Annotated in this window: 27 protein-coding genes and 1 pseudogene; 16 read left to right on the top strand and 12 right to left on the bottom strand. The window is 67.2% G+C overall.

Going from position 1 to position 26546, the window contains the following annotated elements; genetic code table 11:
- Positions 1–264 precede the first annotated feature (264 nt).
- Positions 265–393, top strand: a pseudogene (locus AU193_RS23250) (IS110 family transposase); the annotation flags it as partial.
- A gap of 1040 nt (positions 394–1433) precedes the next feature.
- Here AU193_RS23250 and AU193_RS18000 read toward each other — a convergent pair.
- The 6 genes from AU193_RS18000 to AU193_RS17975 all read right to left on the bottom strand — a co-directional run bounded on the left by AU193_RS18000 (position 1434) and on the right by AU193_RS17975 (position 6322).
- The gene (locus tag AU193_RS18000) at positions 1434–2540 is read right to left on the bottom strand and encodes a BTAD domain-containing putative transcriptional regulator (protein WP_064423730.1); all 1107 of its coding nucleotides are present in this window, start codon (positions 2538–2540) and stop codon (positions 1434–1436) included.
- A 173-nt stretch (positions 2541–2713) separates the two neighbouring features.
- On the bottom strand, positions 2714–3211 hold the full coding sequence (locus tag AU193_RS17995; protein ID WP_064423729.1) for a hypothetical protein: 498 nt from the start codon (positions 3209–3211) through the stop codon (positions 2714–2716).
- A 36-nt stretch (positions 3212–3247) separates the two neighbouring features.
- On the bottom strand, positions 3248–3514 hold the full coding sequence (locus tag AU193_RS17990; protein ID WP_064423728.1) for a hypothetical protein: 267 nt from the start codon (positions 3512–3514) through the stop codon (positions 3248–3250).
- Between the two features lie 9 nt (positions 3515–3523).
- The gene (locus AU193_RS17985) at positions 3524–4339 is read right to left on the bottom strand and encodes an HAD-IIA family hydrolase (protein ID WP_064423727.1); all 816 of its coding nucleotides are present in this window, start codon (positions 4337–4339) and stop codon (positions 3524–3526) included.
- 25 nt (positions 4340–4364) lie between these two features.
- A complete protein-coding gene (locus AU193_RS17980) occupies positions 4365–5780 on the bottom strand; it encodes a PH domain-containing protein (RefSeq protein ID WP_064423726.1) in 1416 nt (471 codons plus the stop codon).
- 56 nt (positions 5781–5836) lie between these two features.
- Positions 5837–6322, bottom strand: coding sequence for a PH domain-containing protein (locus AU193_RS17975; protein WP_064423725.1), 486 nt, complete (start codon positions 6320–6322; stop codon positions 5837–5839).
- Between the two features lie 56 nt (positions 6323–6378).
- On the opposite strand from AU193_RS17975, the gene AU193_RS17970 reads away from it, so the two are divergent.
- The 5 genes from AU193_RS17970 (at position 6379) to AU193_RS17950 (ending at position 12518) form a co-directional block, all read left to right on the top strand.
- Entirely contained in the window at positions 6379–7290 is a 912-nt protein-coding gene (locus tag AU193_RS17970) for an SDR family NAD(P)-dependent oxidoreductase (protein WP_064423857.1), read from the top strand.
- Entirely contained in the window at positions 7290–8537 is a 1248-nt protein-coding gene (gene glp / locus AU193_RS17965; protein WP_064423724.1) for a gephyrin-like molybdotransferase Glp, read from the top strand. Before AU193_RS17970 ends, glp begins: the two co-directional genes overlap by 1 nt.
- Before the next feature lie 162 nt (positions 8538–8699).
- The gene (locus tag AU193_RS17960) at positions 8700–9428 is read left to right on the top strand and encodes a phosphatidylserine decarboxylase (protein ID WP_064423723.1); all 729 of its coding nucleotides are present in this window, start codon (positions 8700–8702) and stop codon (positions 9426–9428) included.
- On the top strand, positions 9425–10285 hold the full coding sequence (gene pssA / locus AU193_RS17955; protein ID WP_064423722.1) for a CDP-diacylglycerol--serine O-phosphatidyltransferase: 861 nt from the start codon (positions 9425–9427) through the stop codon (positions 10283–10285). The genes AU193_RS17960 and pssA overlap by 4 nt, the downstream gene beginning before the upstream one ends.
- Positions 10278–12518 carry an AAA family ATPase gene (locus tag AU193_RS17950; protein WP_064423721.1) on the top strand — a complete coding sequence of 747 codons (2241 nt, stop codon included), beginning with the start codon at positions 10278–10280 and terminating at the stop codon, positions 12516–12518. The genes pssA and AU193_RS17950 overlap by 8 nt, the downstream gene beginning before the upstream one ends.
- Here AU193_RS17950 and AU193_RS17945 read toward each other — a convergent pair whose 3' ends face one another.
- A complete protein-coding gene (locus tag AU193_RS17945) occupies positions 12519–13571 on the bottom strand; it encodes a methyltransferase domain-containing protein (RefSeq protein ID WP_064423720.1) in 1053 nt (350 codons plus the stop codon). It abuts the gene before it with no gap.
- A gap of 215 nt (positions 13572–13786) precedes the next feature.
- On the opposite strand from AU193_RS17945, the gene AU193_RS17940 reads away from it, so the two are divergent.
- From AU193_RS17940 to AU193_RS17905, 8 genes are all read left to right on the top strand, one after another.
- Positions 13787–14254 (top strand): DUF1707 domain-containing protein, encoded by a 468-nt coding sequence (locus AU193_RS17940; protein ID WP_064423719.1) that lies wholly within the window; start codon positions 13787–13789, stop codon positions 14252–14254.
- Positions 14255–14502: 248 nt separating this feature from the next.
- A complete protein-coding gene (locus tag AU193_RS17935; RefSeq protein WP_064423856.1) occupies positions 14503–17391 on the top strand; it encodes a Na+/H+ antiporter subunit A in 2889 nt (962 codons plus the stop codon).
- Positions 17388–17858, top strand: coding sequence for a Na(+)/H(+) antiporter subunit C (locus AU193_RS17930; protein ID WP_064423718.1), 471 nt, complete (start codon positions 17388–17390; stop codon positions 17856–17858). The genes AU193_RS17935 and AU193_RS17930 overlap by 4 nt, the downstream gene beginning before the upstream one ends.
- Positions 17859–17889: 31 nt before the next feature.
- Positions 17890–19485 (top strand): Na+/H+ antiporter subunit D, encoded by a 1596-nt coding sequence (locus AU193_RS17925; protein WP_064423717.1) that lies wholly within the window; start codon positions 17890–17892, stop codon positions 19483–19485.
- Positions 19486–19508: 23 nt separating this feature from the next.
- Entirely contained in the window at positions 19509–20039 is a 531-nt protein-coding gene (locus AU193_RS17920) for a Na+/H+ antiporter subunit E (protein ID WP_064423855.1), read from the top strand.
- Between the two features lie 31 nt (positions 20040–20070).
- A complete protein-coding gene (locus AU193_RS17915; protein WP_064423854.1) occupies positions 20071–20358 on the top strand; it encodes a monovalent cation/H+ antiporter complex subunit F in 288 nt (95 codons plus the stop codon).
- On the top strand, positions 20355–20717 hold the full coding sequence (mnhG, locus tag AU193_RS17910) for a monovalent cation/H(+) antiporter subunit G (RefSeq protein WP_064423716.1): 363 nt from the start codon (positions 20355–20357) through the stop codon (positions 20715–20717). The genes AU193_RS17915 and mnhG overlap by 4 nt, the downstream gene beginning before the upstream one ends.
- The gene (locus tag AU193_RS17905; protein ID WP_064423853.1) at positions 20704–21609 is read left to right on the top strand and encodes an SAM-dependent methyltransferase; all 906 of its coding nucleotides are present in this window, start codon (positions 20704–20706) and stop codon (positions 21607–21609) included. The genes mnhG and AU193_RS17905 overlap by 14 nt, the downstream gene beginning before the upstream one ends.
- A 17-nt stretch (positions 21610–21626) precedes the next feature.
- Here AU193_RS17905 and AU193_RS17900 read toward each other — a convergent pair whose 3' ends face one another.
- From AU193_RS17900 to AU193_RS17880, 5 genes are read right to left on the bottom strand one after another with little or no spacing between them, the layout of a single operon-like run.
- On the bottom strand, positions 21627–22259 hold the full coding sequence (locus tag AU193_RS17900) for an LON peptidase substrate-binding domain-containing protein (protein WP_064423715.1): 633 nt from the start codon (positions 22257–22259) through the stop codon (positions 21627–21629).
- A 3-nt stretch (positions 22260–22262) separates the two neighbouring features.
- Complete coding sequence (locus AU193_RS17895) at positions 22263–23396, bottom strand: glutamate--cysteine ligase (protein ID WP_064423852.1); 1134 nt, start codon at positions 23394–23396, stop codon at positions 22263–22265.
- Positions 23377–24102, bottom strand: coding sequence for a superoxide dismutase family protein (locus tag AU193_RS17890; protein WP_064423714.1), 726 nt, complete (start codon positions 24100–24102; stop codon positions 23377–23379). The genes AU193_RS17895 and AU193_RS17890 overlap by 20 nt, the downstream gene beginning before the upstream one ends.
- A gap of 10 nt (positions 24103–24112) precedes the next feature.
- Complete coding sequence (locus AU193_RS17885) at positions 24113–24565, bottom strand: LytR C-terminal domain-containing protein (protein ID WP_172798348.1); 453 nt, start codon at positions 24563–24565, stop codon at positions 24113–24115.
- Between the two features lie 49 nt (positions 24566–24614).
- Positions 24615–24923 carry a DUF3263 domain-containing protein gene (locus tag AU193_RS17880; RefSeq protein WP_064423712.1) on the bottom strand — a complete coding sequence of 103 codons (309 nt, stop codon included), beginning with the start codon at positions 24921–24923 and terminating at the stop codon, positions 24615–24617.
- 136 nt (positions 24924–25059) lie between these two features.
- Here AU193_RS17880 and AU193_RS17875 point away from each other — a divergent pair, with 136 nt between their 5' ends.
- Positions 25060–25653, top strand: coding sequence for a peptide deformylase (locus tag AU193_RS17875; protein WP_064423711.1), 594 nt, complete (start codon positions 25060–25062; stop codon positions 25651–25653).
- On the top strand, positions 25653–26543 hold the full coding sequence (locus tag AU193_RS17870) for a GNAT family N-acetyltransferase (RefSeq protein WP_064423710.1): 891 nt from the start codon (positions 25653–25655) through the stop codon (positions 26541–26543). The genes AU193_RS17875 and AU193_RS17870 overlap by 1 nt, the downstream gene beginning before the upstream one ends.
- The last annotated feature ends 3 nt before the right edge of the window (positions 26544–26546 follow it).

Below are 26546 nucleotides of genomic sequence, written 5' to 3'. Positions count from 1 at the left end.
CCATGGGGCGAGATCCCCTACAGTCCGGCGCAAGCACCACACAACTGCAGCGGTCCAGGTCAGGTCGTTGCCCTGCTGAACACTCAGATCGACAAGTCGCCAGGTTCTGACTGCACATCTTGAGATGCACCCGGCGGCCTAAATCCACCGCTCCCTGCCACGACTTGATTGTTGTGCTCGGCGCCCCGGGGTGCGGAGAGGGACGTTCTGCACACTCACCGAAGCCAAGCCCCCAGCGCCATCTACGACGCTCATCACACCAACGGCGACACCGACCACCAAGCACTACGCGCACTCGGCGACCGACTCGTCGGCATCCTCCATGGCTGCCTCCGCCACACACCTCTTCGACGAAAAACAAAGCCCTGCCGCACAAATACCGCAGCCGCTTGACCCGCTACACACCTGGGATATCTAGACGCACACTGGATCTGAGCTGGCGAAGGACCCCCGAGAGAACGGGTGGAGACTAGCTCCACCCGTTCGTTCCGTGATCACGGCCAGCGCCTGCCCCGAGTTAGCCGACGCGATATATGCCGAGCCAAATCCGTGTCATGTCCCTTGTGGTTATGACAACCGCGAATTTTCCTTCGCGCCGGGTTCTTCTGCGCCTGTCGAATCAGACGGTGCTGCATGTGACGAATCATCTGAGTTCACTTTCTCTTTGTTTGTTGGTGGAAGAGGTGATCACATCCACCGCCTGCGCCAGCGGGTCAGCCGACGCTCCATACGACGAACCATGTCCTCTCACCTCCCTTCAACGCACGGGCTGCGTTACATTTCACATTCGGAATCTGCGCCAGCGGGTCAGCCGACGCTCCATACGACGAACCATGTCCACTCACCTCCCTTCACACACGAGCTGCGTTAAACATTTCAGCCTCGGCGGCCGCGCCAGCGCGTCAGCCGACGCTCCAGACGACGAACCAGGTCCACTCACCTCCCTTCGGATCCAAGGCTGCGTTACTTGAATCTCCGCCAGCGGGTCAGCCGGCGCTCCATACGACGAACCATGCTGCTCACCTCCTTTCCCGAGTCGGTTAGGCAGTCATCAGGCTTATCTGCCGGTCATAGCCCGCTATTCCGACGCTCCATGTGACAAACCATGCTGTTCACTCCTTGAGGAGTTGCTGAGAAGATCAACCCGATAGTTGCGAGCAAGTCTTGGAACTTTCTTGAGGCCAGCGACCACTTATCTGCCGCGTCGCCGTGAGGGCACGACCGATTCACCGAATAGATGAGCACTCGAGAAGACGCGAACTTTGACTTTGGCACTCATAAAGTGCGAAAGAGATGCCAGCTCGCTCGAGACACGTTCTTACGAAGCAGATGTCGCGGCGCTCAGCGCACCCCCAAGCCACCTAACCGCGGCTCGACCACTAAGGCCACTACGCCGGACCGCATCGAGCGGCCACAGCGGATCAGACTTAAGCCTAGCCGGCCTCTTCGTCCTCGACGGGCTGAAGTTCGAACACGAACTCGCTGCCGCCAATTCGGATGTGATCACCATCCACGAGAGCGGCGCTTCCGCGAATCCGCTCCTGCTGCAACTCAACTCCGTTGGCCGATCCAGCATCGTTGATGATGTAGCCGGTCCCGGTGTCGATGATCACCGCGTGGTAGCGGCTCACCTTGGCATCGGCCAAAACCACGTCATTCTCGGCAAGACGCCCGATTCGGGTCACTGCGCCCTTCACAGGGAAGCACTCGCCTGAAGCGGCGCGCAATCTCGCAACCAACGGGCTGGCGCCCGCAGCCGGACGGTGGATGGTGCTGACCAACGTTTCGGCGGCTGTTCTCCTGGCTGACTTCTTGATGTCGAGCGGCTCCTGCCGAAGGATCCGTTCGTGCAGAGCACTCACAGTGGGGTTCGGGTCGATGCCAAGCTCCTCACCCAGAATGCCCTTCAAACGTTGATAGGCGTCGAGGGCGTCTGACTGGCGGTCCGCGAGGTAATACGCCGTCATCAACTGCGCCCACAGCGGTTCGCGGTAGGGGTGGCCGGCGACGAGTCCTTCCAATTCCTTGATCACTGCCTCGGCGCGTCCGCACGCCATCTCGGCCTCCGCCAGCGCGGTGTGGGTGGTGATCTTGTCTTCCGTCAATGCGGTGGCGAATTGCTCGACGAACTCAAACTCGCGCAGGTCTGCTAGGCAGGCGCCCCGCCACTCGTCGAGTGCCGCCGTGAAATGGCGGACCGCGTCTTCGAACCTGCCGGCGGCTGCAGCTTCAACACCTGCGGCCTTCTCCCGGACGAACCGCCCCAGATCCACATCAGTGTCGTCGACGTTCAGTCGGTATCCCGGTGGCTTCTTCGCAATTACGGCACGACCGTCGACACCGGCGGTGCCGAGAAGTCGACGCAGATTAGACATATACGCGTGAAGGCTTGCGCGGGCTTCGGCTGGCGGATCCTCGCCCCAGACGGCGTCGATCAACGAATCAGCGGCCACCGCCCGATTACGATTCAGCAGAAGCGCTGCCAGCACCGCCCGCTGCTTCGGCGTGCCGATCGACACTGCCCTGCCGTCGACCGACATCTCCAACGGCCCCAACAGTCCGTAGACAACCCTCTTCTCTACCACCGGTCGTAAGCCCCCTGCCGACGTGTCCGCTCATTGTGCCGCCTGGAGGCGTGGCTTCGGTGGATTCGGCGAAGTCAATCGGCGGGTGTTAACTCGGCCGGCGCCGACTCGGCGCGCGGCCTGCAGAGTTATCCGCGCGACTCGGCGATCGAGGCGAGGTTCTTCAGCGAGTTGTCGAGGTGCTGCGGCTCGAACGGCGGGAACTCGATGTCACGCATGTGCGGCGCCACGTTCGACCAGTCGTAGGTCAACGTGACCGCCGTCTGCTGCGGCCCCGACGCTTCAAGGTCGTATCGCCAGATCCACCCGCCCCACTCCAGCTCGGTGCCGTTCATCAGATACCCGCGCTGCTCCGGACCCTGACCGGGCAGCCACCCGATGGCGTGCGGCCGGTCGAGGATCTCGACCCGGTTGGCCATCTCGTAGTACTTCTCGGGATGGTTGTCGTGGTACATGCCCATCCGGAAGATCTGGCCGATCTCGGTCAGGGCCTCACCGTCGAGCGGTTCGCGCACCCATCCGGTGCCGTCGATCGCCTGGTGCGTCGACGGGTCGGCGAGCACCTCGAACACGGTCTCGATCGGTGCGTTGACGGTCGTGGTCGCTTGCACGCGTTGTTCAGTCATGTCGATACAGACCGCGGGGGGCACGAAAAGTCATCGTCAGAACACGCCGCACCCGGCCACCCCGCACACCCAGGAGCTGATCAACAGAAGTGGCCAGAGCAAGACCGCCGCGGCCAGGGCGGCGAGGTTGGCGAAGATCGTGAAGTCACCGGACAGCGCCGCCTCGAGCTGCACGATCAGCTCGATGTGAAACATCGCGTAGCCGACCCCGATCACGACGTAGACCAGCGCGAACCACAACGCCAGCTCCAAATAGGTGTTGACACCCCGATGCAGCAGCATCTGCTGCAACCGCTCCCACATCGATGTCTCCTACAGTCCGAGAAGCTCGGGCAGGTCGGCCACCGAGTCGATCACGTGATTCGGCTGCATCGCGAATTCATCTGCGGCCCAACGATCCAACGTATCCTGGCGGAACTTTCCCGTGCGCACCAACACGCCGGTCATACCGACCACCTGCGCCGCCAGCACGTCGTTGTTGAGATCGTCGCCGACCATGTACATCTCGTCGGGTTCGACCCCGAGCCGGCTCGCCGCGGCGAGGAAGCCCTCGGGCGCGGGCTTGCCGACCGCCGCGGCCCTGCGCCCGGAGGTCTCCTCCATGCCGATCAGGTACATGCCGGTGTCCACCCGCAGCCCGTCGGTCGTCGTCCATGCGGTGCTGCGGTGCATCGCGACCACCGGTACGCCCTGGGCCATCCAGTCGTAGACCCACGACAACGTCAGGTGACTGTATTCCGGACCCGCGCCGCCAAGCAGGATGACATCGGGGGCCTCCGGTGCGTGCGGGCCGCTGAACTCCTGGGAATAGACGATGTCGATGCCGGGCATGTCCTCGGCGATCTGCCCGTTGTTGACCAGGAAGCAGCGCGCGTCCGGGTAGCGGTCGCGCACGTACTGCGCCGTCAGCACCGCGGCAGTGATGACCTCGTCGGGCCGGACCTGCATCCCCGCTTCCGAGAGCAGTTCGGCGATCTGCACACGGGTCCTGGTCGTCGTGTTGGTCAGGTATGCACAGGCGATCTGGTTGTCGGTCAGCGTCCGGACGGTCTGCGCCGCGCCGGCGATCGGCTGCCACGAGGTCACCAACACGCCATCGATGTCGAAGAGCACCCCACCGATCGCCATGGCCCGACAGTAAACCGCGCACCGGTCAGCGCAACTCGGACCCGGTGAGCACCCAGGCAGTGTCGGCAACCCACGGCGACGCCTGCGCCGCGATCGACCACGCCAGGTTCGCGGGCACGTCGATCACCTGATAGTGCTTGACCCCTGCGGCGGTCGCGGCGACCAGTGTCGCCACCCCGGCGCGCCGCTGCATCCACGTCTGCCGCACGGTCCAGCCGATGATGCCCGACGCGTCGATGCAGTCGCGGCGGCGCTGCAGGCTGCCCGTGCGCGCGACCAACCAGCCGTCCCCCACGCGGTGTCCCAACGACCGCGCGCGGTCGAACGCCAGCAGCGCGCAACACCCGGTGAGCAGGGCCCAGGGCGCCCAGACCCACATCGGCGTCGGCGCCACCAGCAGCGCCACCCCGGCCGCGGCCGGCAGCACCATCGCCCGGGTCCAGCGCCTGCGCGCGGCGACGGGGCCGTGTGCGCGAAGCGGCCCGGTCACCGCGTCGGGGCGTTCGATCAGACTGGTCAACACCTCGTCAGCCGTGCGCTTCGGGCAGGGCGGCAACAACAACGACGACTCACCCTCTCCCCCGACACCGGTCATCACCGCGTCGAGGCGGGCACCGCCGAACAGCCTGACCAGCAACGGTTCCCGGAGCGTGCCCCCGCGCAGGCGGCGCATGTCGAAGGTGTGCTCGCGGACTCGGATCAGACCGTACTTCAGGTGCAGCACCTCGACGTCGCGTCTCAGTTCGAGGTTGCCGTAGGTCAACAACGACTGCAGCACCGAGAGCACGACGGAGGCCAGCAGCAGCACTGCCGCGCCGACCGCGATGCTGGCCGCGGTGCCGAAGTTCTCGGCCGTGTCGAGCCACGACTGGGCAAGGTCCGATTCGCGCACGCCGCTGTCGATCCCCGCCTGAGACACCAGGCCGACCGCGGCGGCGATCATCGCCAGCCCGGTGAAGCTCAGCGGGCTGTAGCGCAACCATGACGGTGTCCACCGCGCGAGGACGCGACCAGGCGCCGACGGCTTGTCCTCCTCGACCGCAAGGGATTCGGCCAGCAACGCGCGCAGCCGGCCGACCTGCTCGGTGGGCACGGCGTCGAGCGCGAACGCGGCGTCGCCCCTGGCCTCCTGACCGGTGCTGACTCGAAGAACCGTCAGCCCAAGCAACCGGTGCAGCAGGCGCGCGTCGGTGGACACCGACCGAATCCTGTTGCGCGGCACCGAGAGCAGCTTGCGCTGCAGCACACCGGTGCGCAGCTGCACATCGCTCGGGCCGACGCGGTAGGTGGTGGTGAACCAGCGCGCCAGGCCGACGGCGACCGTGATGCCCAGTACCACGACAGCCAACAGCGGGTTGCCGGTCGCCGTGCCGAGCACCAGCGTGCCTGCGATCACCGGGATCTGGCGGATCACCTCGTGCACAGGATGCACCAACAGCATGCGGGGGCTGAGGCGCTGCCACTCCTCGGCAGGGGGCTGCCCCCAACCGGTGACTGTCACGTCGCGTCCTCGCTTCCCAGCGCGGCAATGTCGGTGAGGCGGGCGACGACCGCGTCGGCCACGTCGGTGTCCAGTGCGACGATGCGGACCGCGCCCGCCGACGACGCCGTCGTCACCGTCACATTCGCGAGCCCGAACAGCCGGTCCAGCGGGCCGCGTTCGGTGTCGACGGTCTGAACGCGCGAGATCGGCGCGATGCGGCGCTCCTGGGTCAACCAACCAGTGCGGGTGTACACCGCCTGCGGGTCGATGTCCCACCGGTGCACCCGGTACCGCCACCACGGGACGACAACGACGAACAGGAGGATGCCGAGCAGCGTGCCGAGTGCCGCGAGCGCATGCACCCACCAGGGTCGCGGGTCCACGACGAACCACACCAGCTGCCCGAGCGCCAGAAACGACCACGGGATCGCCGCGCCGATCGCCCATACCAGTGGCGCCTTGCGGCTCGGCTTGTTCGCGGGGTCGGGTAGATCGGTCATCAGGCGTCCAGCCTAGGTAACCGCGAGTTCATCGGCCGCTGAGTATGTTGATCGTCATGGGCAGCAAATGGACCGTGGCCGACATTCCCGACCAGACCGGGCGGACCGCGATCGTGACAGGCGCGAACAGCGGGCTCGGTTATGACACCGCGGCCGCTCTGGCGGGCAGGGGCGCTGCGGTGGTGCTCGCGGTGCGCAACGTCGACAAGGGCAATGAGGCGCTCGACCGCATCAAGAAGTCAAGTCCCGACGCCGTGGTCAGCGTGCAGGAACTCGACCTGTCCTCGCTGGACAGCGTTCGCAGGGCCGCCGACGAGTTGCGCGCGGCGCACCCGCGAATCGACTTGCTGATCAACAACGCCGGCGTGATGTACGTGCCCACCCGTGAGACCACCAAAGACGGTTTCGAGATGCAGTTCGGCACCAACCATCTCGGCCACTTCGCGTTGACGGGTCTGCTATTGAACAACCTGCTGAGCGTCGAGGGCTCGCGCGTCGTGACGGTCAGCAGCGTCGGCCACCGGATCATGGCTCGAATCCGCTTCGAGGATCCACATTTCGAAACCGGATACAACCGCGTCCAAGCCTACGGACAGTCCAAGCTGGCCAACCTGCTGTTCACCTACGAACTGCACCGGCGCCTTGCAGACAACGGCGCTCCGACGATCGCGACGGCTGCTCATCCCGGTTTCTCGGACACCGAATTGATGCGCTATTTGCCGGTTTTCGTTCCGGACATCGTGTGGAGGCTCTTCACCCAGCCCGCCGACAAGGGTGCGCTGCCGACACTTCGCGCGGCCACCGACCCCGATGTGCAGGGCGGGCAGTACTACGGCCCCGACGGGATCGGCGAAGTGAGGGGTCATCCCAAACTCGTTGCCTCGAGCGGACAATCGCACGACGAAGACATTCAGCGCCGGTTGTGGAGCATGTCCGAGGAACTGACCGGCGTCACATTCCCGGTCTGATGCGGACCGTCGAGGAACATCAGCGCGTCGTCGCCGGGTTGATCGCCGCTCGCCCGCCGGTCGGGGTGTCCATCGCCGACGCACTGGGCCTGGTGTTGGCCGAGGACGTCGTCGCGCCGTTGTCGCTGCCCGGTTTCGACAACTCCGCGATGGACGGATACGCCGTCATGGTCGACGACGTGGCGTCGGCCACGCCCGAGGACCCCGTCCGACTGCCCGTCGCCGAAGACATCCCCGCCGGACGTACCGACGTTCTTACACTGAAACCCGGTACGGCGCACCGGATCATGACGGGGGCGATGCTCCCCGCGGGGGCGACGGCGGTGGTGCCGGTGGAGGTGACGAACGCGGCGATCGACACCGTGGAGATCCGCGCGGCCGCCAAGGACGGCCAGCACATCCGACGCGCCGGCGAGGACGTCACGGCCGGGACGCCCGTGCTGCGCGCGGGACAGGTCGTCACACCGGCCGCGCTCGGGTTGGCCGCCGCACTGGGTCTCGCCGAGCTGACGGTGATCCCGCGTCAGCGGGTGCTGGTGATGTCGACCGGCACCGAACTCGTCGCACCCGGCACACCGCTGGCACCCGGTCAGATCTACGAGTCGAACGCGGTGATGCTCGCCGCGGCGCTACGCGACGCCGGCGCCGACGTGGTGGCCTCCCCCATGACCGGCGACGACGTCGAATCGTTTCGCGCCGCGCTGGCGAAGCACACCGGGGATGCCGATCTGATCATCACGACCGGTGGGGTGAGCGCGGGCGCGTATGAAGTCGTCAAGGACGCACTCGGAGCCGGAGGACCGGCGGCATCGCGCCTGGGCGGGTCGGTAGATTTCGTCAAGGTCGCCATGCAACCGGGCATGCCGCAGGGCTGTGGCGTCATCGCCGGAACGGGGTCGCCCGCGAACCGAGACATCCCGATCGTGACGCTGCCCGGCAACCCGGTCAGCGCGCTGGTCTCGTTCGAGGTGTTCCTGCGCGCGCCGCTGCGCGCCGCGATGGGCCTGCCCAGTCCCGCCCGGCCGCAACGCACCGCCGTGCTGACCGAGGACCTCACCTCGCCGCGCGGAAAACGCCAGTTCCGCCGCGGCGTGCTGGACGCCGCCGCCGGGACGGTGACCAGTTACGGACCGCCCGCCTCGCACCACCTGCGGTGGTTGGCCTCGGCGAACTGTCTGCTCGAGATCGCCGAGAATGTCGACGCGCTGTCGGCCGGCTCGCCGGTCCAGGTATGGGACCTGAGTTGAGCTGGTTTCCTTCCGCGCCGTCTTTCCGCGCCGAAACTGAGGCTCTGCACGAAAACGCGGCATTTCGTCGCACACATCTTCAGTTTCGGCAGCAGTTTGGGCAGCAGTGAGGTCAGGCGGCGCATGCCGCGGCGTCAGGCCGGCCCGTAGAATCGCGGGACGATGGCCAGACGCCCCGACCTGAAATCCGGCCCCGCGCGGCTTTTGGCGCTGGCCCGTACCACGATCCCCCCGATGCATCCGGCGGGGCTGCCGTTCGTCGGTGCGAGCCTGGCACTGGCCGCCCTCGGACGCAGGAACCGGTGGCTGCGCGGCGCCGCGTTGACGTCGGCCGCCGCCAACGCCGCGTTCTTCCGCCACCCGCCGCGCGTACCGCCCACCCGGCCGAACCTGGTCGTCGCCCCCGCCGACGGATTGATCTGCCTGATCGAGGAGGCCCCGCCCCCGGCCGAACTCGGTTTGGGCTCAACGCCGTTGCCCCGCATCAGCATCTTCTTGTCGGTGTTCGACGCGCACGTGCAGCGCGCGCCGATCAGCGGTGAGGTCGTCGCGGTCGAGCACCGTCCCGGCTTGTTCGGCTCCGCCGAGCTGGAAGCGGCCAGCGAGGACAACGAGCGCAACAGTGTGCTGATCCGCACCGCCGACGGCGTCGAGGTGATCGCCGTGCAGATCGCGGGTCTGGTGGCGCGGCGCATCGTGTGCGAGGCGAAGGTGGGCGACAAACTGGCGATCGGGGAGACCTACGGGTTGATCCGCTACGGCTCGCGGTTGGACACCTACCTGCCCGCCGGCTCGCGCATCCTGGTGACGATGGGGCAGCGCGCGTTGGCGGGCGAGACGGTCCTGGCCGAGCTGGAGTCCGACGCCGCCGGCCGGACGGCTCCGGCATGATCCGGCCGCGCATCAAACGCTCCGTCGTCAGCCTGCGCATCCTGCCCAGCGCGATGACGGTCGCCGCGATCTGCCTGGGGCTGAGTGCGGTCAAGATGGCTCTGGACGGGCGCGCCACCGAGGCGATGGCGTTCCTGGCGGCCGCCGCGATACTCGACGCGCTCGACGGCCGCATCGCACGCGCCCTCAAGGCGACCTCACGCATGGGCGAGGAGATCGACTCGCTCGCCGATGCCGTGAACTTCGGTGTCGCACCGGCTTTCATCGTCTACGGAACCCTGCTGTCGCGGTCGGAGCTCGGCTGGATCGTGGTGCTGGTCTACGCGGTGTGCATCGTGCTGCGTCTGGCTCGGTTCAACGCGATGCTCGATGTCGACAAACCGGACTACGAGAAGAAGTACTTCGTCGGCATGCCCGCCCCGGCCGGCGCGATCGGCGCGATCGGTCCGCTGGCCGCCAAGATGCAGTTCGGCGACGGTTGGTGGACGTCGGAACCCGCCGTCGTGATCTGGATGCTCGGCGTCTCGGCGCTGGTGGTCAGCACCATCCCGATGCGCAAGATCCACACGTTCTCGGTGCCGCCGAACATGGTCGCGCCGCTGCTGGCGCTGGTGGCGATCGGCGTCGCGGCGGCGATTCTCTACGGCTACCTGGTGATCCTGATCATCATCGGCGCCTACGTCGTACACATCCCGTTCGCCATTCGCACCCGCCGCTTCCTGGCCGCGCACCCCGAGGTCTGGGACGACAAACCCCGCCAGCAGCGCGCTGCCCGGCGGGCCATCCGCCGGGCCCAGCCACACCGGCGGTCGGTGATGCGACTCGGACTGCGCAGACCCGGCTCCCGACATGACTGAACTGCAGTCCGACCGCCCGGCTCCCCGGGTGCAACTCACACTGACCGCGCGGCTGAACACCTCGGCGCTCGACTCGCGCAGGGGCGTGATTCGCCTGCACCCGGAAGCCATTGCCGCCCTGGGAATTCGCGAGTGGGATGCGGTGACGCTGACCGGTTCGCGCACCACCGCCGCCGTGGCGGCCGAGGCGCCCGCGGGCATTCCGGCGGGCACCGCGCTGCTCGACGACGTCACGCTGTCGAACGCCGGGCTGCGGGAGGACACCACCGTGCTCGTCGCGCCCGTGACGGTCTACGGCGCAAGATCGGTGACGCTGTCCGGATCCAGGCTGGCCAGCCAGTCGATTACGCCGGCCACCCTGCGACAAGCGTTGCTGGGCAAGGTGATGACGGTCGGCGACACGGTGTCACTGCTGCCTCGCGAACTGGGGCCCGACATCCCGTCCTCGCGCGCGACCGCGGCGCTTGCCTCGTCGGTCGGCATCACCTGGACCTCCGAACTGTTGACGGTCACCGGTACCGACCCCGTCGGACCCGTGAGTGTGCAACCCAATTCGGCGGTCTGCTGGGCCGACGGCTCGCCAGGTGCGTCCGTCACCTCGGCTTCGGACACGGTGACGGGTCAGGCGATCGTGACCCCACCGCGAAAATCGCAACCGGCGCCCAGCGTCGACGACCTCAAGGGTTCACAGGCCGAGGCTCAGCGGCTCACCGAATGGCTCAAGCTCGCGCTCGACCAGCCCGAGCTACTCGAAACCCTCGGTGCCACAGCCAATCTGGGTGTGCTCGTGTCAGGCCCGGCCGGTGTCGGCAAGGCCGCACTGGTGCGCGCCGTCTGCGCCGACCGGCGACTCGTCGAACTCGACGGACCAGAGGTCGGCTCGCTGCGCGCCGAGGACCGGCTGGCGCGCGTCGCGTCGGCGGTGTCGACAGTCCGCGACGGCGGCGGCGTGCTGTTGATCACCGACATCGACGCCCTGCTGCCAGGCACACAAGACAGGCCCGCCGAACCGGTGGCCACGCTGATACTCACCGAACTCCGCAACGCGGTCGCCACCCGCGGCGTGGCGTTCGTCGCGACGTCACAACAACCCGACAACGTCGACGCCCGGTTACGCGCGCCCGACCTGTGCGACCGGGAACTCGGGCTGAGCCTGCCCGACGGCGCGATCCGCAAGCAGTTGCTCGATGTGTTGTTGCGCGATGTGCCTGCCGGGGATCTCGACCTCGACGAGATCGCCGGGCGCACACCGGGATTCGTGGTTGCCGACCTTGCCGCACTGGTCCGCGAGGCGGCCCTGCGGGCGGCGGCGCGCGCCAGCGCCGACGGTGAGCCGCCCGCCCTGACCCAGGACGATCTGCTGGGCGCGACGACCGTCATCCGCCCGTTGTCGCGGTCGGCGACCGAAGAGGTGTCGGTCGGTTCGGTGACGCTCGACGACGTCGGCGACATGGCCGACACCAAGCAGGCGCTCACCGAGGCGGTGCTGTGGCCGCTGCAGCACCCCGACACCTTCCAACGGCTCGGGGTGGCGCCGCCCCGCGGTGTGCTGCTCTACGGCCCACCCGGCTGCGGCAAGACGTTCGTGGTGCGGGCGCTGGCCAGTTCCGGGCGGTTATCGGTGCACGCGGTCAAGGGCGCCGAACTGATGGACAAATGGGTCGGCTCGTCGGAGAAGGCGGTGCGGGAACTGTTCCGGCGCGCTCGCGACTCGGCGCCGTCGCTGGTGTTCCTCGACGAGATCGACGCACTGGCGCCGCGCCGCGGCCAGAGCTTCGACTCGGGCGTCACCGACCGCGTGGTCGCCGCGCTGCTGACCGAACTCGACGGCATCGAACCACTGCGCGACGTGGTTGTGGTCGGTGCGACGAACCGGCCCGATCTGATCGACCCGGCTCTGCTGCGTCCCGGCCGGTTGGAGAAGCTGGTGTTCGTCGAACCGCCCGACGCCGAGGCCCGTCGCGAGATCCTGCGTACCGCCGGTAAGTCCGTCCCGCTGGCCTCCGAGGGCGAGCAAGCCGTCGATCTCGACGCCCTGGCCGGCGAACTCGACGGCTACAGCGCCGCCGACTGCGTCGCGTTGTTGCGCGAGGCCGCGCTGACCGCGATGCGACGCTCGATCGACGCCGCCGACGTCACCGCCTCCGACGTCGCGGCCGCACGCAAGGCGGTGCGCCCGTCACTGGACCCGGTGCAGGTCGACGCGTTGCGCGCCTTCTCGGCCGCACGCTGATCAAGGCCGGGCCTCCAGCACCAGATTGAACGGCGTCTCGGTGGCCCGACGGAAACGAGAGAAGCCGCCACCGTCGACGACGACTTCTCGTAGCCGCGCTTCGCCAGCTTGGGCGCCGAGCGCGGGCCCGTTGCGGGCAAGCGACACGGGGACGCAGATCTGCGTCGAGGCGCCGTACATCACCCGGCCGACTGGGTTCAGATTGTCCGCCATCCGGTCGTTCGCGAACGGCTCCACAATCATCGCGGTGCCGTCGTCGCTGATAGCCTCTCGTGCGTGGCGTGACACGCTGATCGGATCGGCCATATCGTGCAGGCAGTCGAAGAACGCGATCAGATCGAAGTCGCTGCCTCGGTAGCTGACGGCGTCTGCGACCTCGAAGCGCGCATTCGTCGCCCCCGCAGCCCTCGCCTTATCGGTCGCGACGGCGATCGATTCTTCGTGGTAGTCGTAACCCACGAATTCCGAATCGGGATAGGTCATCGCCATCAGAATGGTGCTCGCACCGTGCCCGCATCCGATGTCGGCGGCCTTGGCCCCCTTCTGCAGTTTCTCCACGACACCGTCGAGGGCGGGTAACCAGGAGCCGATCAGGTTGGCGTTGTAGCCGGCCCGAAAGAAGCGTTCGGTGCCCACGAAAAGACAAGGATGATGCTCGCCCCATTCCATACCGTCGCCTGACCGGAAGTTCTTCAGCGTGCGCTCGAGCGCGTGGAATGTCGCTTCGACGATGTTGTAGGCGCCCGGCATGTCGACGGGCCCGTTGGGATCGGTCAGGCACAACGCCTGCTCCGGGGTCAACGACCATCGATCGGACTCCGGATCGAACTGCACATATCCACCCGCGCCCTGATTACCGAGCCACTCGCGGACATAACGCTCCTTGGTCCCGGTGCGCTGCGCCAGTTCATCCGCCGTGAGGGCGTCGGTAGCCAGTTCGCGATACAACCCGAGGCGGTCCCCGATGAGCATGAGCGTCGCACTCATTGCGGCGCCAAGGTCCGCCACCGCCTTGCCGAGAAACTCGTTCAGTCGTTCTTCGTCGACGGCCATGGTCGTTCTCCCCAATGCAAGACCCGAGAATTCAGCATGGCAGCTAAGCAAAACAACCGGATTGAAATCGCACTAACTGGCCTATCTGAGCGGGGCGCTTAGGCTGGCGAATCAAATGGCGGGAAGAGCGTGAAATCGCCGAAGCATCTTGACAGTGGCTAGTTCCCGCGGCATAGTCGAAATAACTTGTCATTGTCAAGATTGGGGAGGTCGCCATGCCCGCCATCACACCCGTCGTACGCGCCGGAGACCCCGACCGCGAGAAGACCGCGGACGTGCTCGGGCTGGCCCTGGCGCAGGGCTACCTCGAAATGCCCGAGTACGAGGCCCGACTGCAGGCCGCGTTCGCCGCGAACACTCGCCCGGAACTGCGCGGCCTAACCGCCGACCTGCCCTTCGAGCGCCTTCGGCGCAACGACCCGCGCCGCCGGGAGGTCCGCAGGCGGATGGCGCGCCGCAGCGTCCAGCTGCACCTGGCCGGCTACCTTGCCATGGTCGCGATCGTGCTGACGGTGTGGTTGGCGGTCGGCCTGACCGCCGGCGCGTGGTACTTCTGGCCGATCTGGCCGATCCTCGGCGCGGGCATCGGGTTAGTCGGCCACGCCCTTCCGGTGCGGTATGCGCTACCGCCCACGCCCTGCCGACGCGGTCACGGCTCGATCAGCCCGGCGCGAACCGCGTAGCGGTCAACGCAACCCCGGTCCGGCAGGCGGCCCAGGTTCCTGCCGGGCGGCGTTGATGGTCGCGCCGCCCGGCGCTGGTTCACGGCCGGGCCGGCCACCGCGGCATCGGTGGTGTCGACGACGCGGCATAGTAGCGCCGATCGGCCCACGTAGAATGACAATCACCGAAGCCTTACTCGGCTGACACCCCGACCATCAGTTCTCCGGTTGGCGGCCGCGTGCTGACCAACCCAACCGATCGGAGTGCCCTGCTCGCCGTCTTGCTCGCCCACGCGGTCGCCACCGCGCTGGCGCCCCTGCTTGTCCACAGGTGGGGTCGTAAGGCCTTCTATCCTTTGGCGCTGGTGCCTTTGCTGTCCCTGGTGTGGGTGGCGCAGAACTGGCCGTCCGCCGGGCAGTCGAGCACCGTCGACGTGCCGTGGGTGCCCGAGCTGTCGATGAACATCACGCTGCGCTTCGACACGCTCGCCGCGATCATGAGCGTCTTGGTGCTCGGTATCGGAGCACTGGTGCTGTTCTATTGCGCGGACTACTTCCACCACCATGACGGCCGCATCGAGAACCGGTTGCCCAGCTTCGCCGCTGAACTGGTCGCTTTCTCCGGCGCGATGTTCGGCCTGGTGATAGGTGACAACATGCTGGTGCTCTACGTCTTCTGGGAGATCACCTCGGTACTGTCGTTCCTTCTGGTCGGCCACTACGCCGAGCGCCTCACCAGCAGACGGGCAGCGACCCAGGCGCTGTTGGTCACGACGTTCGGCGGCCTGGCCATGCTGGTCGGCATCATCGTGCTCGGCAACATCGCGGGCACCTATCTGTTGTCCGAACTCCTCGACTCCCCGCCGGGCGGGGTGGCGGCATCGGTCGGTTTGGTGCTCATCTTGGTCGGCGCCCTGTCGAAGTCGGCGATCGTGCCGCTGCACTTCTGGCTACCGGGCGCGATGGCCGCACCGACCCCGGTGAGCGCATACCTGCACGCCGCGGCGATGGTCAAGGCAGGTGTCTACCTGATCGCGCGGATGAGCCCCGGTTTCGCCGACTCGCCGCTGTGGCGGCCCATCGTGGTCTCGCTAGGCCTGTTGACCATGCTGATGGCGGGCTGGCGTGCGGTGCGCGAGTACGACCTCAAGTTGATCCTGGCCTTCGGAACGGTCAGCCAGCTGGGACTGATTACGGTCATGGTGGGCGCAGGCGGCAGCGACATGATGCTCGGCGGGCTGGCGATGTTGGTCGCGCACGCCATGTACAAAGCGGCGCTGTTCATGGTCGTCGGCATCATCGACCACGCCACCGGCACGCGCGACACCCGCAGGCTGGCCTGGCTCGGCGACCGCGCCCGACCGCTGGCGGTCATCGCAATCGGTGCCTCGGCCAGCATGGCAGCGATACCCCCGTTCTTCGGGTTCGTCGCCAAGGAGGCCGACTTCGCCACCGTGCTGCACAGCCCCACCCTCGGCGTCTTCGCCCCGCTGGTGCTGGCCGGCATCGTGGTCGGTTCGGTGTTCACGACCATCTACAGCCTGCGTTTCCTGTTCGGTGCGTTCGGCCGCAAGGGTCAGCCACAGCCGAGCAGACGTGTCGCCGAGATGCATCGCCCCGACCGCACGTTCATGATCGCGCCGGGCATCCTCGCCGCCGCGGGCCTGGCGTTCGGGATCTGGCCCGTCGGGATCGGCGACGTGTTGGAGGATTACGCCGACACGGTGCCCGGCGGCAACAACGAATACCACCTCGCCCTGTGGCACGGCGTGAACCTGCCCCTGCTGTTGTCGGTGCTCGTAATCGCCACGGGTGTGGCGGCCTTCGTGGGTCGCGAGCGGTTGCGTCGATTGCGTACGGTCCGCGAACCGCTGGGCAACGCCGACCACGTGTACGACGCCGTGGTGCGCCGACTCGACCTGTGGGCGGTGGAAGTCACCGCTGTCACCCAACGTGGTTCCATCCCGGCCACCCAGACGGCGATCCTGTCGACGCTGGTATTGGTGCCGACGATCGCGCTCGCGGTGGGCGCTCGCGACCGCCCCGAGTTCCGGCTGTGGGGTTCACCGCTTCAGGTGGTGATCGGCCTGATCATCCTGGCCGCCGCGCTCGGCGCTCTGGTGATGCGCAACCGCTTGGCGGCGGTGCTGCTCGTCGGCGTGACGGGATACGGGTGTGGTGCGATCTTCGCGCTGCACGGCGCACCGGATCTGGCCCTGACCCAGTTCCTGGTCGAGACCTTGACCCTCGTGGTGTTCGTGTTGGTGCTGCGCACGCTGCCCGCCGAAGCCGACCGGGCGCATATCCGCAGGTACCGGTGGCCGCGGGCGGTGCTGGCACTGGCGGTCGGGGCGACCGTGACCACCTTGGCGGCATACGCGATGGCCGCGCGCACGGGAACTCCGATCGCATCGTTGATCCCCGATGCGGCGTACTACCGCGGCCACGGCGCCAACGCCGTCAACGTGCTGCTCGTCGACATCCGCGCCTGGGACACCATGGGCGAGGTCATGGTGCTCGTGGTCGCGGCGACCGGTGTCGCGTCAATGGTGTTCCGGCACAGGAGGTTCGGGGCGCCGCCGCGGGTCTCCGATGCGGGCCAGCCCGATATCGGCCGACTTCCCGCCATCGTGAACACCAGCCCGGCGGCCGGTGACATCACCTGGCTGCGCGGCAGCGAACTGCGTGATCCGCGGCACCGGTCGTTGATCCTGGAGGTCGCCACCCGGGTCATCTTCCCGTTGATCATGGTGTTGTCGGCGTACTTCTTCTTCGCGGGGCACAACACCCCCGGCGGCGGGTTCGCGGGCGGGTTGACCGCCGGGCTCGCGCTGGTGCTGCGGTACCTCGCCGGCGGTCGCTACGAACTCGGCGAGACGCTACCGCTGGACGCGGGCAAGATCCTGGGCGCGGGGCTGACCCTGTCAGCCGGAACCGCGTTCGCCTCGCTTCTGGTCGGGGCGCCCGCGCTGTCGTCGGCGCTGATCGAGATCGACGTTCCCATTCTGGGCACCGTCAAGTTCGTCACCGCGTTGTTCTTCGACCTCGGGGTGTACCTCATCGTCGTGGGTCTGGTCCTCGACGTGTTGCGCAGCCTCGGGGCCCGCATCGACGTGGAGATGACCGAGGAGCTCAAGACGGCGGTGAGTTCACGATGACCACCGCCCTCGTACCCCTCATCCTGCTCGGCGGGCTCACCAGCGCCGGCGTCTACCTGCTGCTCGAGCGGAACCTGACGCGAATGCTGTTGGGGCTGTTACTCGTCGGCAACGCGATCAACCTGCTCATCCTCATCGCCGGTGGCCCGTCCGGCAAGCCCCCGATCTGGGGGCGAACAAGCAACGAACACACCACCACCGCAGATCCGTTGGCGCAGGCCATGATCCTGACGGCGATCGTCATCACGATGGGTGTCGCGGCGTTCGTGCTGGCGATGGCATACCGGACCTACCGGTTGACCACCGCCGAGGAAGTGGGCGACGACCCCGAGGACGCCAGGGTCTCCGAACTGGCCGCGAAGGACACCGCCGCCGTCGAGGAGGACCGTCCGCAACCCGAAGCCGCACGCGACACCGACGCACCCGACGAGTTGGACGCCCTGCCCGGTTACGAGGGGTCGAAGTGATTCGGGGGCAAGTAGCGAAGGTGGATTGCGTATGACGTTAGCGGCCACCCTGATTCCCCTGCCCGTCCTGCTCCCGACGCTGGGCGCGGCGACGACGCTGATCGCTGGCCGACGGCCTCGACTGCAGCGGCTCGTCACCCTGGCTGTGTTGTCTGTCGTCGTCGCGGTGTGCGGCGCGCTGCTCTACCTCGCCGACCGGGACGGCACACTCGTGCTCAACGTCGGCGGCTGGGGACAGTCCGTGCCCGGGATGGGTCCGCTGGGCATCGCTCTGGTGGTCGACCGGTTGTCGGCGCTGATGCTCGTCGTCTCGTCGATCGTGTTGCTGGCCGTGGTGCTCTATGCGATCGGGCAGGGTGTCCGCGACGGGGACGAACGCCAACCCGTGTCGATCTTCATGCCCACCTATCTGGTGTTGTCGGCAGGTGTCTGCATGGCGTTCCTCGCCGGAGACCTGTTCAACCTCTTCGTCGGTTTCGAGGTGCTGCTGGCCGCGAGCTTCGTGCTGCTGACGGTCGGAGCCAGCAAAGACCGTGTGCGCGCGGGCATCTCATACGTGATGGTGTCGATGGTCGGCTCGCTGATCTTCCTGTTCGGTCTTGCCCTCGTCTACGGAGCCACCGGAACGCTGAACCTGGCGGAGCTCTCCGTGCGTCTCGACGACGTATCGGGCGGAATCCGATCGGCGATGTTCGCCGTGCTGCTGGTGGCGTTCGGCATCAAGGCCGCGGTGTTCCCGCTTTCGGCCTGGCTGCCCGACTCCTATCCGACCGCGCCCGCTCCGGTCACCGCCGTGTTCGCCGGCCTGCTCACCAAGGTGGGCGTCTATTCGATCATCCGGGCGCACTCCTTGCTGTTCCCCGGCGGTGGGCTCGATCCGGTGCTGCTGGTGGCTGCGCTGTTGACCATGCTGGTCGGCATCCTCGGTGCGATCGCGCAGAGCGACATCAAACGTCTGTTGTCGTTCACGCTGGTGAGCCACATCGGCTATATGGTGTTCGGCATCGCATTGTCCAACCAGCTCGGCATGGCCGGCGCGATTTACTATGTGGCACACCACATTCTGGTGCAGACCACCCTGTTCCTGGTTGTCGGGCTGATCGAACGCCAGGCCGGAGCGTCGACGATGGACCGCCTCGGAGGTCTGGCGGCCGCCAGTCCGCTGTTGGCGGTCGTGTTCGTGGTCCCCGCACTCAACCTCGGTGGCATACCACCGCTCTCCGGGTTCATTGGGAAGGTGGCGCTACTCGAAGCCGGGGCGCAGGACGGCTCCGTGCTGGCCTGGATCTTAGTGGGTGGCGGCGTCGTGACCAGCTTGTTGACGTTGTATGTGGTCGTCCGGGTGTGGACCAAGGCGTTCTGGCGCTCGCGCGAGGACGCGCCGGAGGGCCACCTGTCCGCGGCGGTGCCGTCGGCGTTGCTCGACGAACCCGAGGACATCCAGTTCGTCGACCGCGACCACGTCGGGCGCATGCCGGCGGGGATGGTGGGGCCGACGGGCGCGCTGATCGCCGCCGGACTCGCGCTGACGGTGCTGGCCGGGCCGATATTCGCCTACAGCGAAAGGGCTTCCACCGAAGTGCTCGACCGAAGCGAGTACATCACCGCCGTGGTGGGGCCGCGATGAGCGCAGGCGGAGAGCGGGCGCCGATGAGAAGCGTCGTGTTGCGGGTATGGGTCCTCTGCTGGCTGGTCTTCGTCTGGATCCTGTTGTGGGGCAACCTGTCAGCTGCCAACGTGCTGTCGGGGCTGGTGATCGCGTCGTTGATCACGGTGCTCCTGCCGCTGCCCGCCGTACCGGTCGAAGGCAAGGTGCACGTGCTGTCGCTGCTCCGGCTTCTGCTCACCGTCGCCTACCGGTTGGTGCTGTCGTCGGTACAGGTTGCGCTGTTGGCCGTGAAACCCCGTCCGCCGCTGTCCGCCGTGCTGCGGGCACAGCTCTCAGTGAAGTCGGATTTGGTTCTGGCGTTGGCGGTCAACATCTTCAACCTCATTCCCGGTTCGATCGTGCTCGAGATCGACCAGACCCGCCGGCTGCTCTACATGCATGTCATCGACGTCGGCTCCGACCGCGCGCTGAGCGCGTTCTACCACCAGGTGGGCGTGGTCGAACGGCTGCTGGTCGCGACGTTCGAGCGTCCCGAGGACTGGCGCCCTGCCCATGAGGAGCACCGAACATGAGTCCCCAGCGAGAAGCGAAGGCGGAGTGCGCATGAACACCGTCTGGGTCATCGCCGCGGTGATGATTACCGCCGCCGCGGCGATCACGATGTTCCGTCTGCTGTCCGGGCCGAGCACGCTGGACCGCCTGGTCGCCGTCGACACGCTCATCGCCATGGCGATGTGCGGGATCGGCATCTGGAGCGCCTACAGTCTGGACAGCACCGTGACCTACGGCATGGCCGCGTTGGCGTTGATCAGCTTCGTCGGCACCGTGAGCGTCGCCCGATTCCGCGTTCCCGACGTCGACAAGCCGCGATCCATGCGGGGGCGGCGATGACGGGTCCCGACATCGTCGCGAGCATGCTCGTGCTGGGCGGCTCTGCGCTCGCGCTGACCGCCGCGATCGGCGTGGTCCGCTTCCCCGACACGTTGACCCGGATGCACGCGGCGTCCAAACCGCAGGTTCTCGGGCTTCTGCTGGTGATCGTCGGCGCCGGGATACGGCTGCGCGGCAACGCCGACGTCGGCATGCTCGTACTCACCGGCTTGTTCACAGTGATCACCGCACCGGTGGTGGCGAACCGGGTTGGTCAGCTTGCGTATAGGGAACAGAACGTCCGAGACGATCTGTTGACCGCGGACGAGATTGACGAGTTCGCCGACCAGCCGGAAAGCGGTGCCGATGGCCAGAACTGACGACGACAGCTGGGACGTCACCGAGAGTGTGGGCGCGACGGCGCTGGGTGTGGCCTGGTCTCGTGCGCAGGAGCAGAACACCGAGTGCCCACTTTTCACCGACCCGTACGCTCAGATGTTCGTCGACGCCGCGGTGGAACGGGGTTGGCATCTGCCGCCCGCCCACATGATCGAACGGATCCGAGCCATCGGGGGGTACGCGGCGTCGCGCACCAAATGGTTCGACGAGTTCTTCATCGCCGCGGGCGCCAACGGCATCGACCAGGCGGTGATCCTCGCGGCCGGGCTCGATGCGCGGGCCTGGCGGTTGCCGTGGATCGGCGGCACCGTCGTCTACGAGATCGACCAACCGCGGGTCCTCACATTCAAAGTCGACACGTTGCGCAGACACGAAGCCCAGCCGACCGCCAGGTACATCCCCGTGCCGATCGACCTGCGCGACGATTGGCCACGGGCCCTACGGGATGCCGGGTTCGACGCGAGCGAGCCGACCGCGTGGGCCGCCGAGGGCCTGCTGCCGTATCTGCCTGCGAGCGGGCAGGACCTGCTGTTCGAACGAATCCACCAGCTCAGCGCGCGAGGCAGCCGCGTCGGTGTCGAGTCGTTCGGGGCGGGGTTCTTCGATCCGGACTACCTGGCGAGTCGCCGTGAGAAGCTGCGCGAGTACCGCGGGCAGTCCGGTGCCGAGGATGACGACGACGCATTCGACGTACAGGATCTGTGGTACATCGAGGAGCGCACCGAGGTGAGCGACTGGTTCACCGACCGCGAATGGGACGTGACCACGATCAGCGCCGCGGATCTGATGGACCGCTATGGCCGGTGTGCCGCTGGCGAAGCCGACGACACCACGCCGCGGACGGTGTTCGTTGAAGCACACCGGACCTGCTGAACAAGTCCGCCGAACAGCTAACCCCCGAGCTGGAACTCCACCATCGCCGTCACGGTCTCCACGGCGTCGCTCAACGCCGACAGCCGTTCGGCCACCGTCGGCGCAGCCAGCACCGCGTAGCGGTCGGCCTGTCCCATGGGCAGACGAGAGGTCAACGCATACAACCACTTACCGGTATCACCGGACGCGTCCGCACCCGCCACGAATTCGCGACCGTTGACCTCGGCGCCGCGTGCAGCGGCAATCCGCTCGAACAGTGCGATCATGCGATCCTCCACGTCGCGGATCGCCTCGGCCTCGACGGGTTTGCCCGGCTGATCGGGCCACGGTTCGACCGCGGCGCGCGGATACGGGTCGTCGGGCTGCCACTCGATGACCCGGATGCGTTCGCCTACCGTGCATTTGAGGCGGTAGCGGCCATCGCCGAAATCTGCGACCTCGGCGATGCGTGCCAATGCTCCGACATCGCTGCGGGTGTCACCGCCGCCCACCTCCCGGCCCGCCGTGATCAGCACGACGCCGAACGCCGGATCTTCGGTAGCCAGACAATCCGAAACCAGTGCACCGTAACGCGGTTCGAAGATCCGTAGCGGGAGCTCCTCGCCCGGTAGCATCGCCACCTGCAATGGGAACATCGGGATGGCGGCCATCGTCTACAACTCCAGCTCGGCGACCAGAGCGTCGACGACGGCGCGGAGGTCACCGTCGTGCTCCTCGGCGACGCGGCGTTGTCGTTGATACGACCCGCCGGTGCCGTAGATGTCCGCGACGCGCCGTAACTCGTCGGCGCAGTGCAGTGACGCGGCCACCGGTTCGAGACGGTTGAGCAGTTCGTCGAGATCCTCGGTCACCAACCGCTCATTGCTGTTCGCGTCTTGGATGATGATGGCGTCGAGACCGTAACGCGCTGCGCGCCACTTGTTCTCCTGCACGTGCCACGGCGGCATGGTCGGCAGCGACTCACCGGCATCGAGCCGCCGGTCGAGATCGACGACCAGGCAATGTGTCAGCGCTACCAGGGCGCTCAGCTCGCGCAGATTCGACACCCCGTCGAAGATGCGCACCTCCACGGTCCCGATATGCGGGGAAGGTCGGATATCCCAACGGATTTCATTCATGTGGTCGATGATGCCGGTCTTCTTCTGGTCGTAGACGAAGCGTTCCCACTCCCCCCACGTCTGGAAGTGGAACGGCAGCCCGGCGGTCGGCAGCTGCTGGAACATCATCGCCCGGTTGGACGCATAGCCGGTGTCCTCACCGTCCCAGAACGGGGACGACGCCGACAGGGCCAACAGGTGCGGGTAGTGGTTGAGCAGCGAGGTGTTGATCGCCATCACCTTGTGCGCGGACCGGATTCCCACGTGCACGTGCACGCCCCAGATCAGCATCTGCCTGCCCCACCACTGGGTGCGCTTGATCAACTCGGCATAGCGGGGGGCATCCGTCAGACTGCCCGGTGACCACTTCGCGAACGGGTGGGTGCCGGCACAGAACAACTCCATGCCGCGGGCCCGGACGATCTCGCGGGCCGTCACCAGCGTCGAGCGCAAGTCCGTCATCGCCTCGGGCACCGAATCGCAGATACCCGTGACGATCTCGACCGTGTTGCGCAGCAGTTCCTTGTGCACGCGCGGGTTGTTCTCGCCGAGTTCCTCGATGACCGCGGTGGCCTCGTTGCTCAGGGCCCGCGTCGTCGCGTCGACGAGCGCGAATTCCCACTCGACTCCGACCGTCGGTCGCGGCGAGCCGACGAAATCGATGTGGCTGTTAGCCGGTACGGATAACACCGCATGCCACCCGCGATCCGGCGTCACCGGTCGCCAGAGTGGCCGCATCCGGCGGCGGGTCACCGTTGACCTGTTGGTAGCGCTCCGGCGGGATGTTGGCGAAGTTGTCCGCCTTCTCGTGGACGATGATCGAGGTACCCGCGCCCGAGGTGAGTTGCTCGGCGGTGAACGAGTCGGTCGTCGTGACGACCTTCGCCGAACCGTCCCCGCGGACCTGCAGCGACGTCAGGTCGCCGCTCGCCGGGTGGCCGCTGTGGCCTGGCACCTGGAAGTGCCCACCCGCCGAGTTGAAGTTCCCCGGCGCGCCGCCGGTGGGTGCGACCGAATTGGCCTCGCACTTGCCGACCTGATGGATGTGCATGCCGTGGAAGCCGGGGGTCAGCTTCCCGGACGTGGTGGTCTCCACGGTGATCGTCGCGTAGCCGCCACTGAACTGGATGTCCGCGGTGGCCACCGGGGTGCCGTCGGCCAGTTTCAATTCGGCGGTGAGCTTCTCACCGGCGGCCTGACCTTCTCCCTCACCTTGGCCCTGCCCGCCACCGTGACCGCCACCGCCCTCACCGGGCGGGGCTGAGGGAGACGGAGATCCGGTCCAGACGGGCGGCGGGGTGCCGGGGGTGTTGCTGGGCTCCTCGGGCGCCGTGCAGGCGCTCAAGGCGAGAGCGGGAACAGCGAACAAGGCGGCGGCGGCGACGGTCTTGAACATGTGCACGAGCCTAGCCGGTGACGACCACGATGACGCCTGGCGGCTGTTCGGCGAGTTCGGGCAGGCGCGGCTGGACGGGCGCGTCGAGCAGACGTCCCACCTCTTGCGCTGCCTCCTGCTCGCCGGGCGCATCGCTGAAGTACACAGTGGTCGCCGGCACGTCTGGCAGTTCGAGGTTGCCGGTCTCGGTGACGTTCCAGCCGGCCTCGCGCAGCCGTCGGGCGGTACCCTCGGCCGCGCCGGCGACGGTGGAGACGTTGAAGACCCGGACCTCGGCATCGGCGGGTCTCGCCGATTCCGACGTCGTCGGCGTGGTGGTCGTTGTGGTCAGCGGCGTCGCGTCGTCGTCGTCGCTGTCGGAACCCATCGCCTGGAACGCCACCAACAGGAAGACGACGCCCAGGAAGAGCAGCACCATCACCATGGCGCGCAGAGGCAGCCCCGACGAATCTCGCTGGTTCATTGCGCCCACCTTATCGAGCGAGCCACGCGGCTTCGAAAAACGTCGAGGCTCAGGTGACGTCGAAGCCGAGGCGGCGTGCGGCCCGCGCCTTCTGCCTGCTGGCCCGCAGCCGTCGCAACCGTTTGACCAGCATCGGATCGGCGGCAAGCGCCTCCGGCCGGTCGACGAGCGCGTTCAGCACCTGGTAGTAGCGGGTGGCCGACATCGAGAACAACTCCTTGATGGCGTCTTCCTTGGAGCCGGCGTACTTCCACCACTGCCGCTCGAACGCGAGAATGTCGTGCTCGCGCCGGGTGAGCCCGTCGGAGAGTTCAGAGTTGTCCCCGGATTGTGCAGTCCGCGCGATCGCGCCGTCCATCTGGCTCCTGGACCCTTCCGACAACTTGAATGACATCGCTGTGGTTCGGCGCTCATTCAACCACGTGACGGGCCGATGAGCGGTTCGACATGCCCGCGAGTCGGGCGGCAAGCATTCCCGAATTAAGATTTTCCGCATGGCAGTCGTTCCGATCCGCATCGTAGGAGATCCCGTCCTGCACAAAGCCACCGAGCCGGTGCAGGTAGGCGAGGACGGTTCACTGCCCGCCGATCTCGCGGACTTGATCGCCGACCTGTTCGACACGATGGACGCCGCGAACGGGGTTGGCTTGGCCGCGAACCAGATCGGGGTGTCCAAGCGGGTGTTCGTCTACCACTGTGCGGACGCGCGCGGTCGTGTCACCCGCCGCCGCGGTGTGGTCGTCAATCCGGTGTTGGAGACCTCCGAGGTGCCCGAGACCATGCCCGATCCGGACGACGACGACGAGGGTTGTCTTTCGGTGCCCGGGGAGTCGTTCCCGACTGGGCGGGCCGACTGGGCACGGGTGACGGGCCTGGACGCCGACGGCAACCCGATTTCCATCGAGGGCACCGATCTGTTCGCCCGGATGCTGCAGCACGAGACGGGCCACCTCGACGGCTTCCTTTATCTGGACCGGTTGATCGGAAGGCATGCGCGCAGCGCCAAGCGTGCGGTGAAGTCGCACGGCTGGGGGGTGCCCGGGTTGTCGTGGATGCCCGGTAAGGATCCCGATCCGTTCGGTCACTGATGCAGGTACCTCCGACGGGGACGCGGGTGATCATCCGCTACCGCCTACCCGCCGGCTCCGAACCCCCGTTCACCGACGTGATCGGTCACCTGCTCACCGACCATCCGAAGCTGCGGGTGCGCACCAAGCGCGGCGAGATAGTCGACGTCGACGCCGGTGACGTCGTCGTCCTCAAGGCGCTTCCACCGAAACCGTTGCGCACTGCCGATATTCGCAAAGTCGAACACGCCGCCGCGCTCGGGTGGCCGGGAATCGAGCAGACGTGGGTCGACGGCTGGCTGCTGCGCGCCGCGCACGGGCACACGCATCGCGCGAATTCCGCTGTGCCGCTGGGATTCGACGCCGATGCCTCGGCGCTTCCCACGATCATCGACTTCTACGCCGAACGAAACCTCACGCCGTGGCTGTCGGTGCCCGACCGGCTGTTCCGCCTCGCCGACCTGCCGGGACACCTCGAAACCGCAGTGCTGACAAGCGAACTGCGCGAGGTGACCGTTAATGAGTCGGTGGCGCTGACTCCCGCGCCCGACGGCGAATGGCTGCGTCTATACCAGCGCGATGTGCCTGTCGACGTGCTGACTGCGGTCGTCGACGGCGAGGTTGCATTCGCGACCATCGCCGGCGCGGCGGTCGGCAGGGCCGCGGTGACGACGGCGCCGGATGGCGGGCGATGGGTCGGGTTGTCGGCGGTGCGGGTCGACGAGCGGGCCCGCGGCCGGGGCCTGGCGCGCGCACTGTGTTCGACGCTGTTGCACTGGGGGACCCAGCGGGGAGCAACCCGCGGCTACGCACAGGTGCTTGTCGACAACGAGGTGGCCCGCGGTCTCTATAGGTCGATGGATTTCTCGACGCAGCACCACAGCCGCTATGTCGACGCTCGTAGCCTGTAGGCC

It is taken from the genome of Mycobacterium sp. GA-1285, assembly GCF_001499905.1.
Taxonomy (GTDB): Bacteria; Actinomycetota; Actinomycetes; order Mycobacteriales; family Mycobacteriaceae; genus Mycobacterium.
The sequence above is the reverse complement of the archived record's forward strand: the minus strand, read 5'-3'. Positions and strand labels throughout refer to the sequence as shown.

Bases quoted from the DNA above. Each gene is read 5' to 3' on its own strand.
- AU193_RS18000 (WP_064423730.1), bottom strand. From the start codon at position 2,540: ATGTCGGTCGACGGCAGGGCAGTGTCGATCGGCACGCCGAAGCAGCGG.
- AU193_RS17995 (WP_064423729.1), bottom strand. From the start codon at position 3,211: ATGACTGAACAACGCGTGCAAGCGACCACGACCGTCAACGCACCGATC.
- AU193_RS17990 (WP_064423728.1), bottom strand. From the start codon at position 3,514: ATGTGGGAGCGGTTGCAGCAGATGCTGCTGCATCGGGGTGTCAACACC.
- AU193_RS17985 (WP_064423727.1), bottom strand. From the start codon at position 4,339: ATGGCGATCGGTGGGGTGCTCTTCGACATCGATGGCGTGTTGGTGACC.
- AU193_RS17980 (WP_064423726.1), bottom strand. From the start codon at position 5,780: ATGCTGTTGGTGCATCCTGTGCACGAGGTGATCCGCCAGATCCCGGTG.
- AU193_RS17975 (WP_064423725.1), bottom strand. From the start codon at position 6,322: ATGACCGATCTACCCGACCCCGCGAACAAGCCGAGCCGCAAGGCGCCA.
- AU193_RS17970 (WP_064423857.1), top strand. From the start codon at position 6,379: ATGGGCAGCAAATGGACCGTGGCCGACATTCCCGACCAGACCGGGCGG.
- glp (WP_064423724.1), top strand. From the start codon at position 7,290: ATGCGGACCGTCGAGGAACATCAGCGCGTCGTCGCCGGGTTGATCGCC.
- AU193_RS17960 (WP_064423723.1), top strand. From the start codon at position 8,700: ATGGCCAGACGCCCCGACCTGAAATCCGGCCCCGCGCGGCTTTTGGCG.
- pssA (WP_064423722.1), top strand. From the start codon at position 9,425: ATGATCCGGCCGCGCATCAAACGCTCCGTCGTCAGCCTGCGCATCCTG.
- AU193_RS17950 (WP_064423721.1), top strand. From the start codon at position 10,278: ATGACTGAACTGCAGTCCGACCGCCCGGCTCCCCGGGTGCAACTCACA.
- AU193_RS17945 (WP_064423720.1), bottom strand. From the start codon at position 13,571: ATGGCCGTCGACGAAGAACGACTGAACGAGTTTCTCGGCAAGGCGGTG.
- AU193_RS17940 (WP_064423719.1), top strand. From the start codon at position 13,787: ATGCCCGCCATCACACCCGTCGTACGCGCCGGAGACCCCGACCGCGAG.
- AU193_RS17930 (WP_064423718.1), top strand. From the start codon at position 17,388: ATGACCACCGCCCTCGTACCCCTCATCCTGCTCGGCGGGCTCACCAGC.
- AU193_RS17925 (WP_064423717.1), top strand. From the start codon at position 17,890: ATGACGTTAGCGGCCACCCTGATTCCCCTGCCCGTCCTGCTCCCGACG.
- AU193_RS17920 (WP_064423855.1), top strand. From the start codon at position 19,509: ATGAGAAGCGTCGTGTTGCGGGTATGGGTCCTCTGCTGGCTGGTCTTC.
- AU193_RS17915 (WP_064423854.1), top strand. From the start codon at position 20,071: ATGAACACCGTCTGGGTCATCGCCGCGGTGATGATTACCGCCGCCGCG.
- mnhG (WP_064423716.1), top strand. From the start codon at position 20,355: ATGACGGGTCCCGACATCGTCGCGAGCATGCTCGTGCTGGGCGGCTCT.
- AU193_RS17905 (WP_064423853.1), top strand. From the start codon at position 20,704: ATGGCCAGAACTGACGACGACAGCTGGGACGTCACCGAGAGTGTGGGC.
- AU193_RS17900 (WP_064423715.1), bottom strand. From the start codon at position 22,259: ATGGCCGCCATCCCGATGTTCCCATTGCAGGTGGCGATGCTACCGGGC.
- AU193_RS17890 (WP_064423714.1), bottom strand. From the start codon at position 24,102: ATGTTCAAGACCGTCGCCGCCGCCGCCTTGTTCGCTGTTCCCGCTCTC.
- AU193_RS17885 (WP_172798348.1), bottom strand. From the start codon at position 24,565: ATGAACCAGCGAGATTCGTCGGGGCTGCCTCTGCGCGCCATGGTGATG.
- AU193_RS17880 (WP_064423712.1), bottom strand. From the start codon at position 24,923: ATGGACGGCGCGATCGCGCGGACTGCACAATCCGGGGACAACTCTGAA.
- AU193_RS17875 (WP_064423711.1), top strand. From the start codon at position 25,060: ATGGCAGTCGTTCCGATCCGCATCGTAGGAGATCCCGTCCTGCACAAA.
- AU193_RS17870 (WP_064423710.1), top strand. From the start codon at position 25,653: ATGCAGGTACCTCCGACGGGGACGCGGGTGATCATCCGCTACCGCCTA.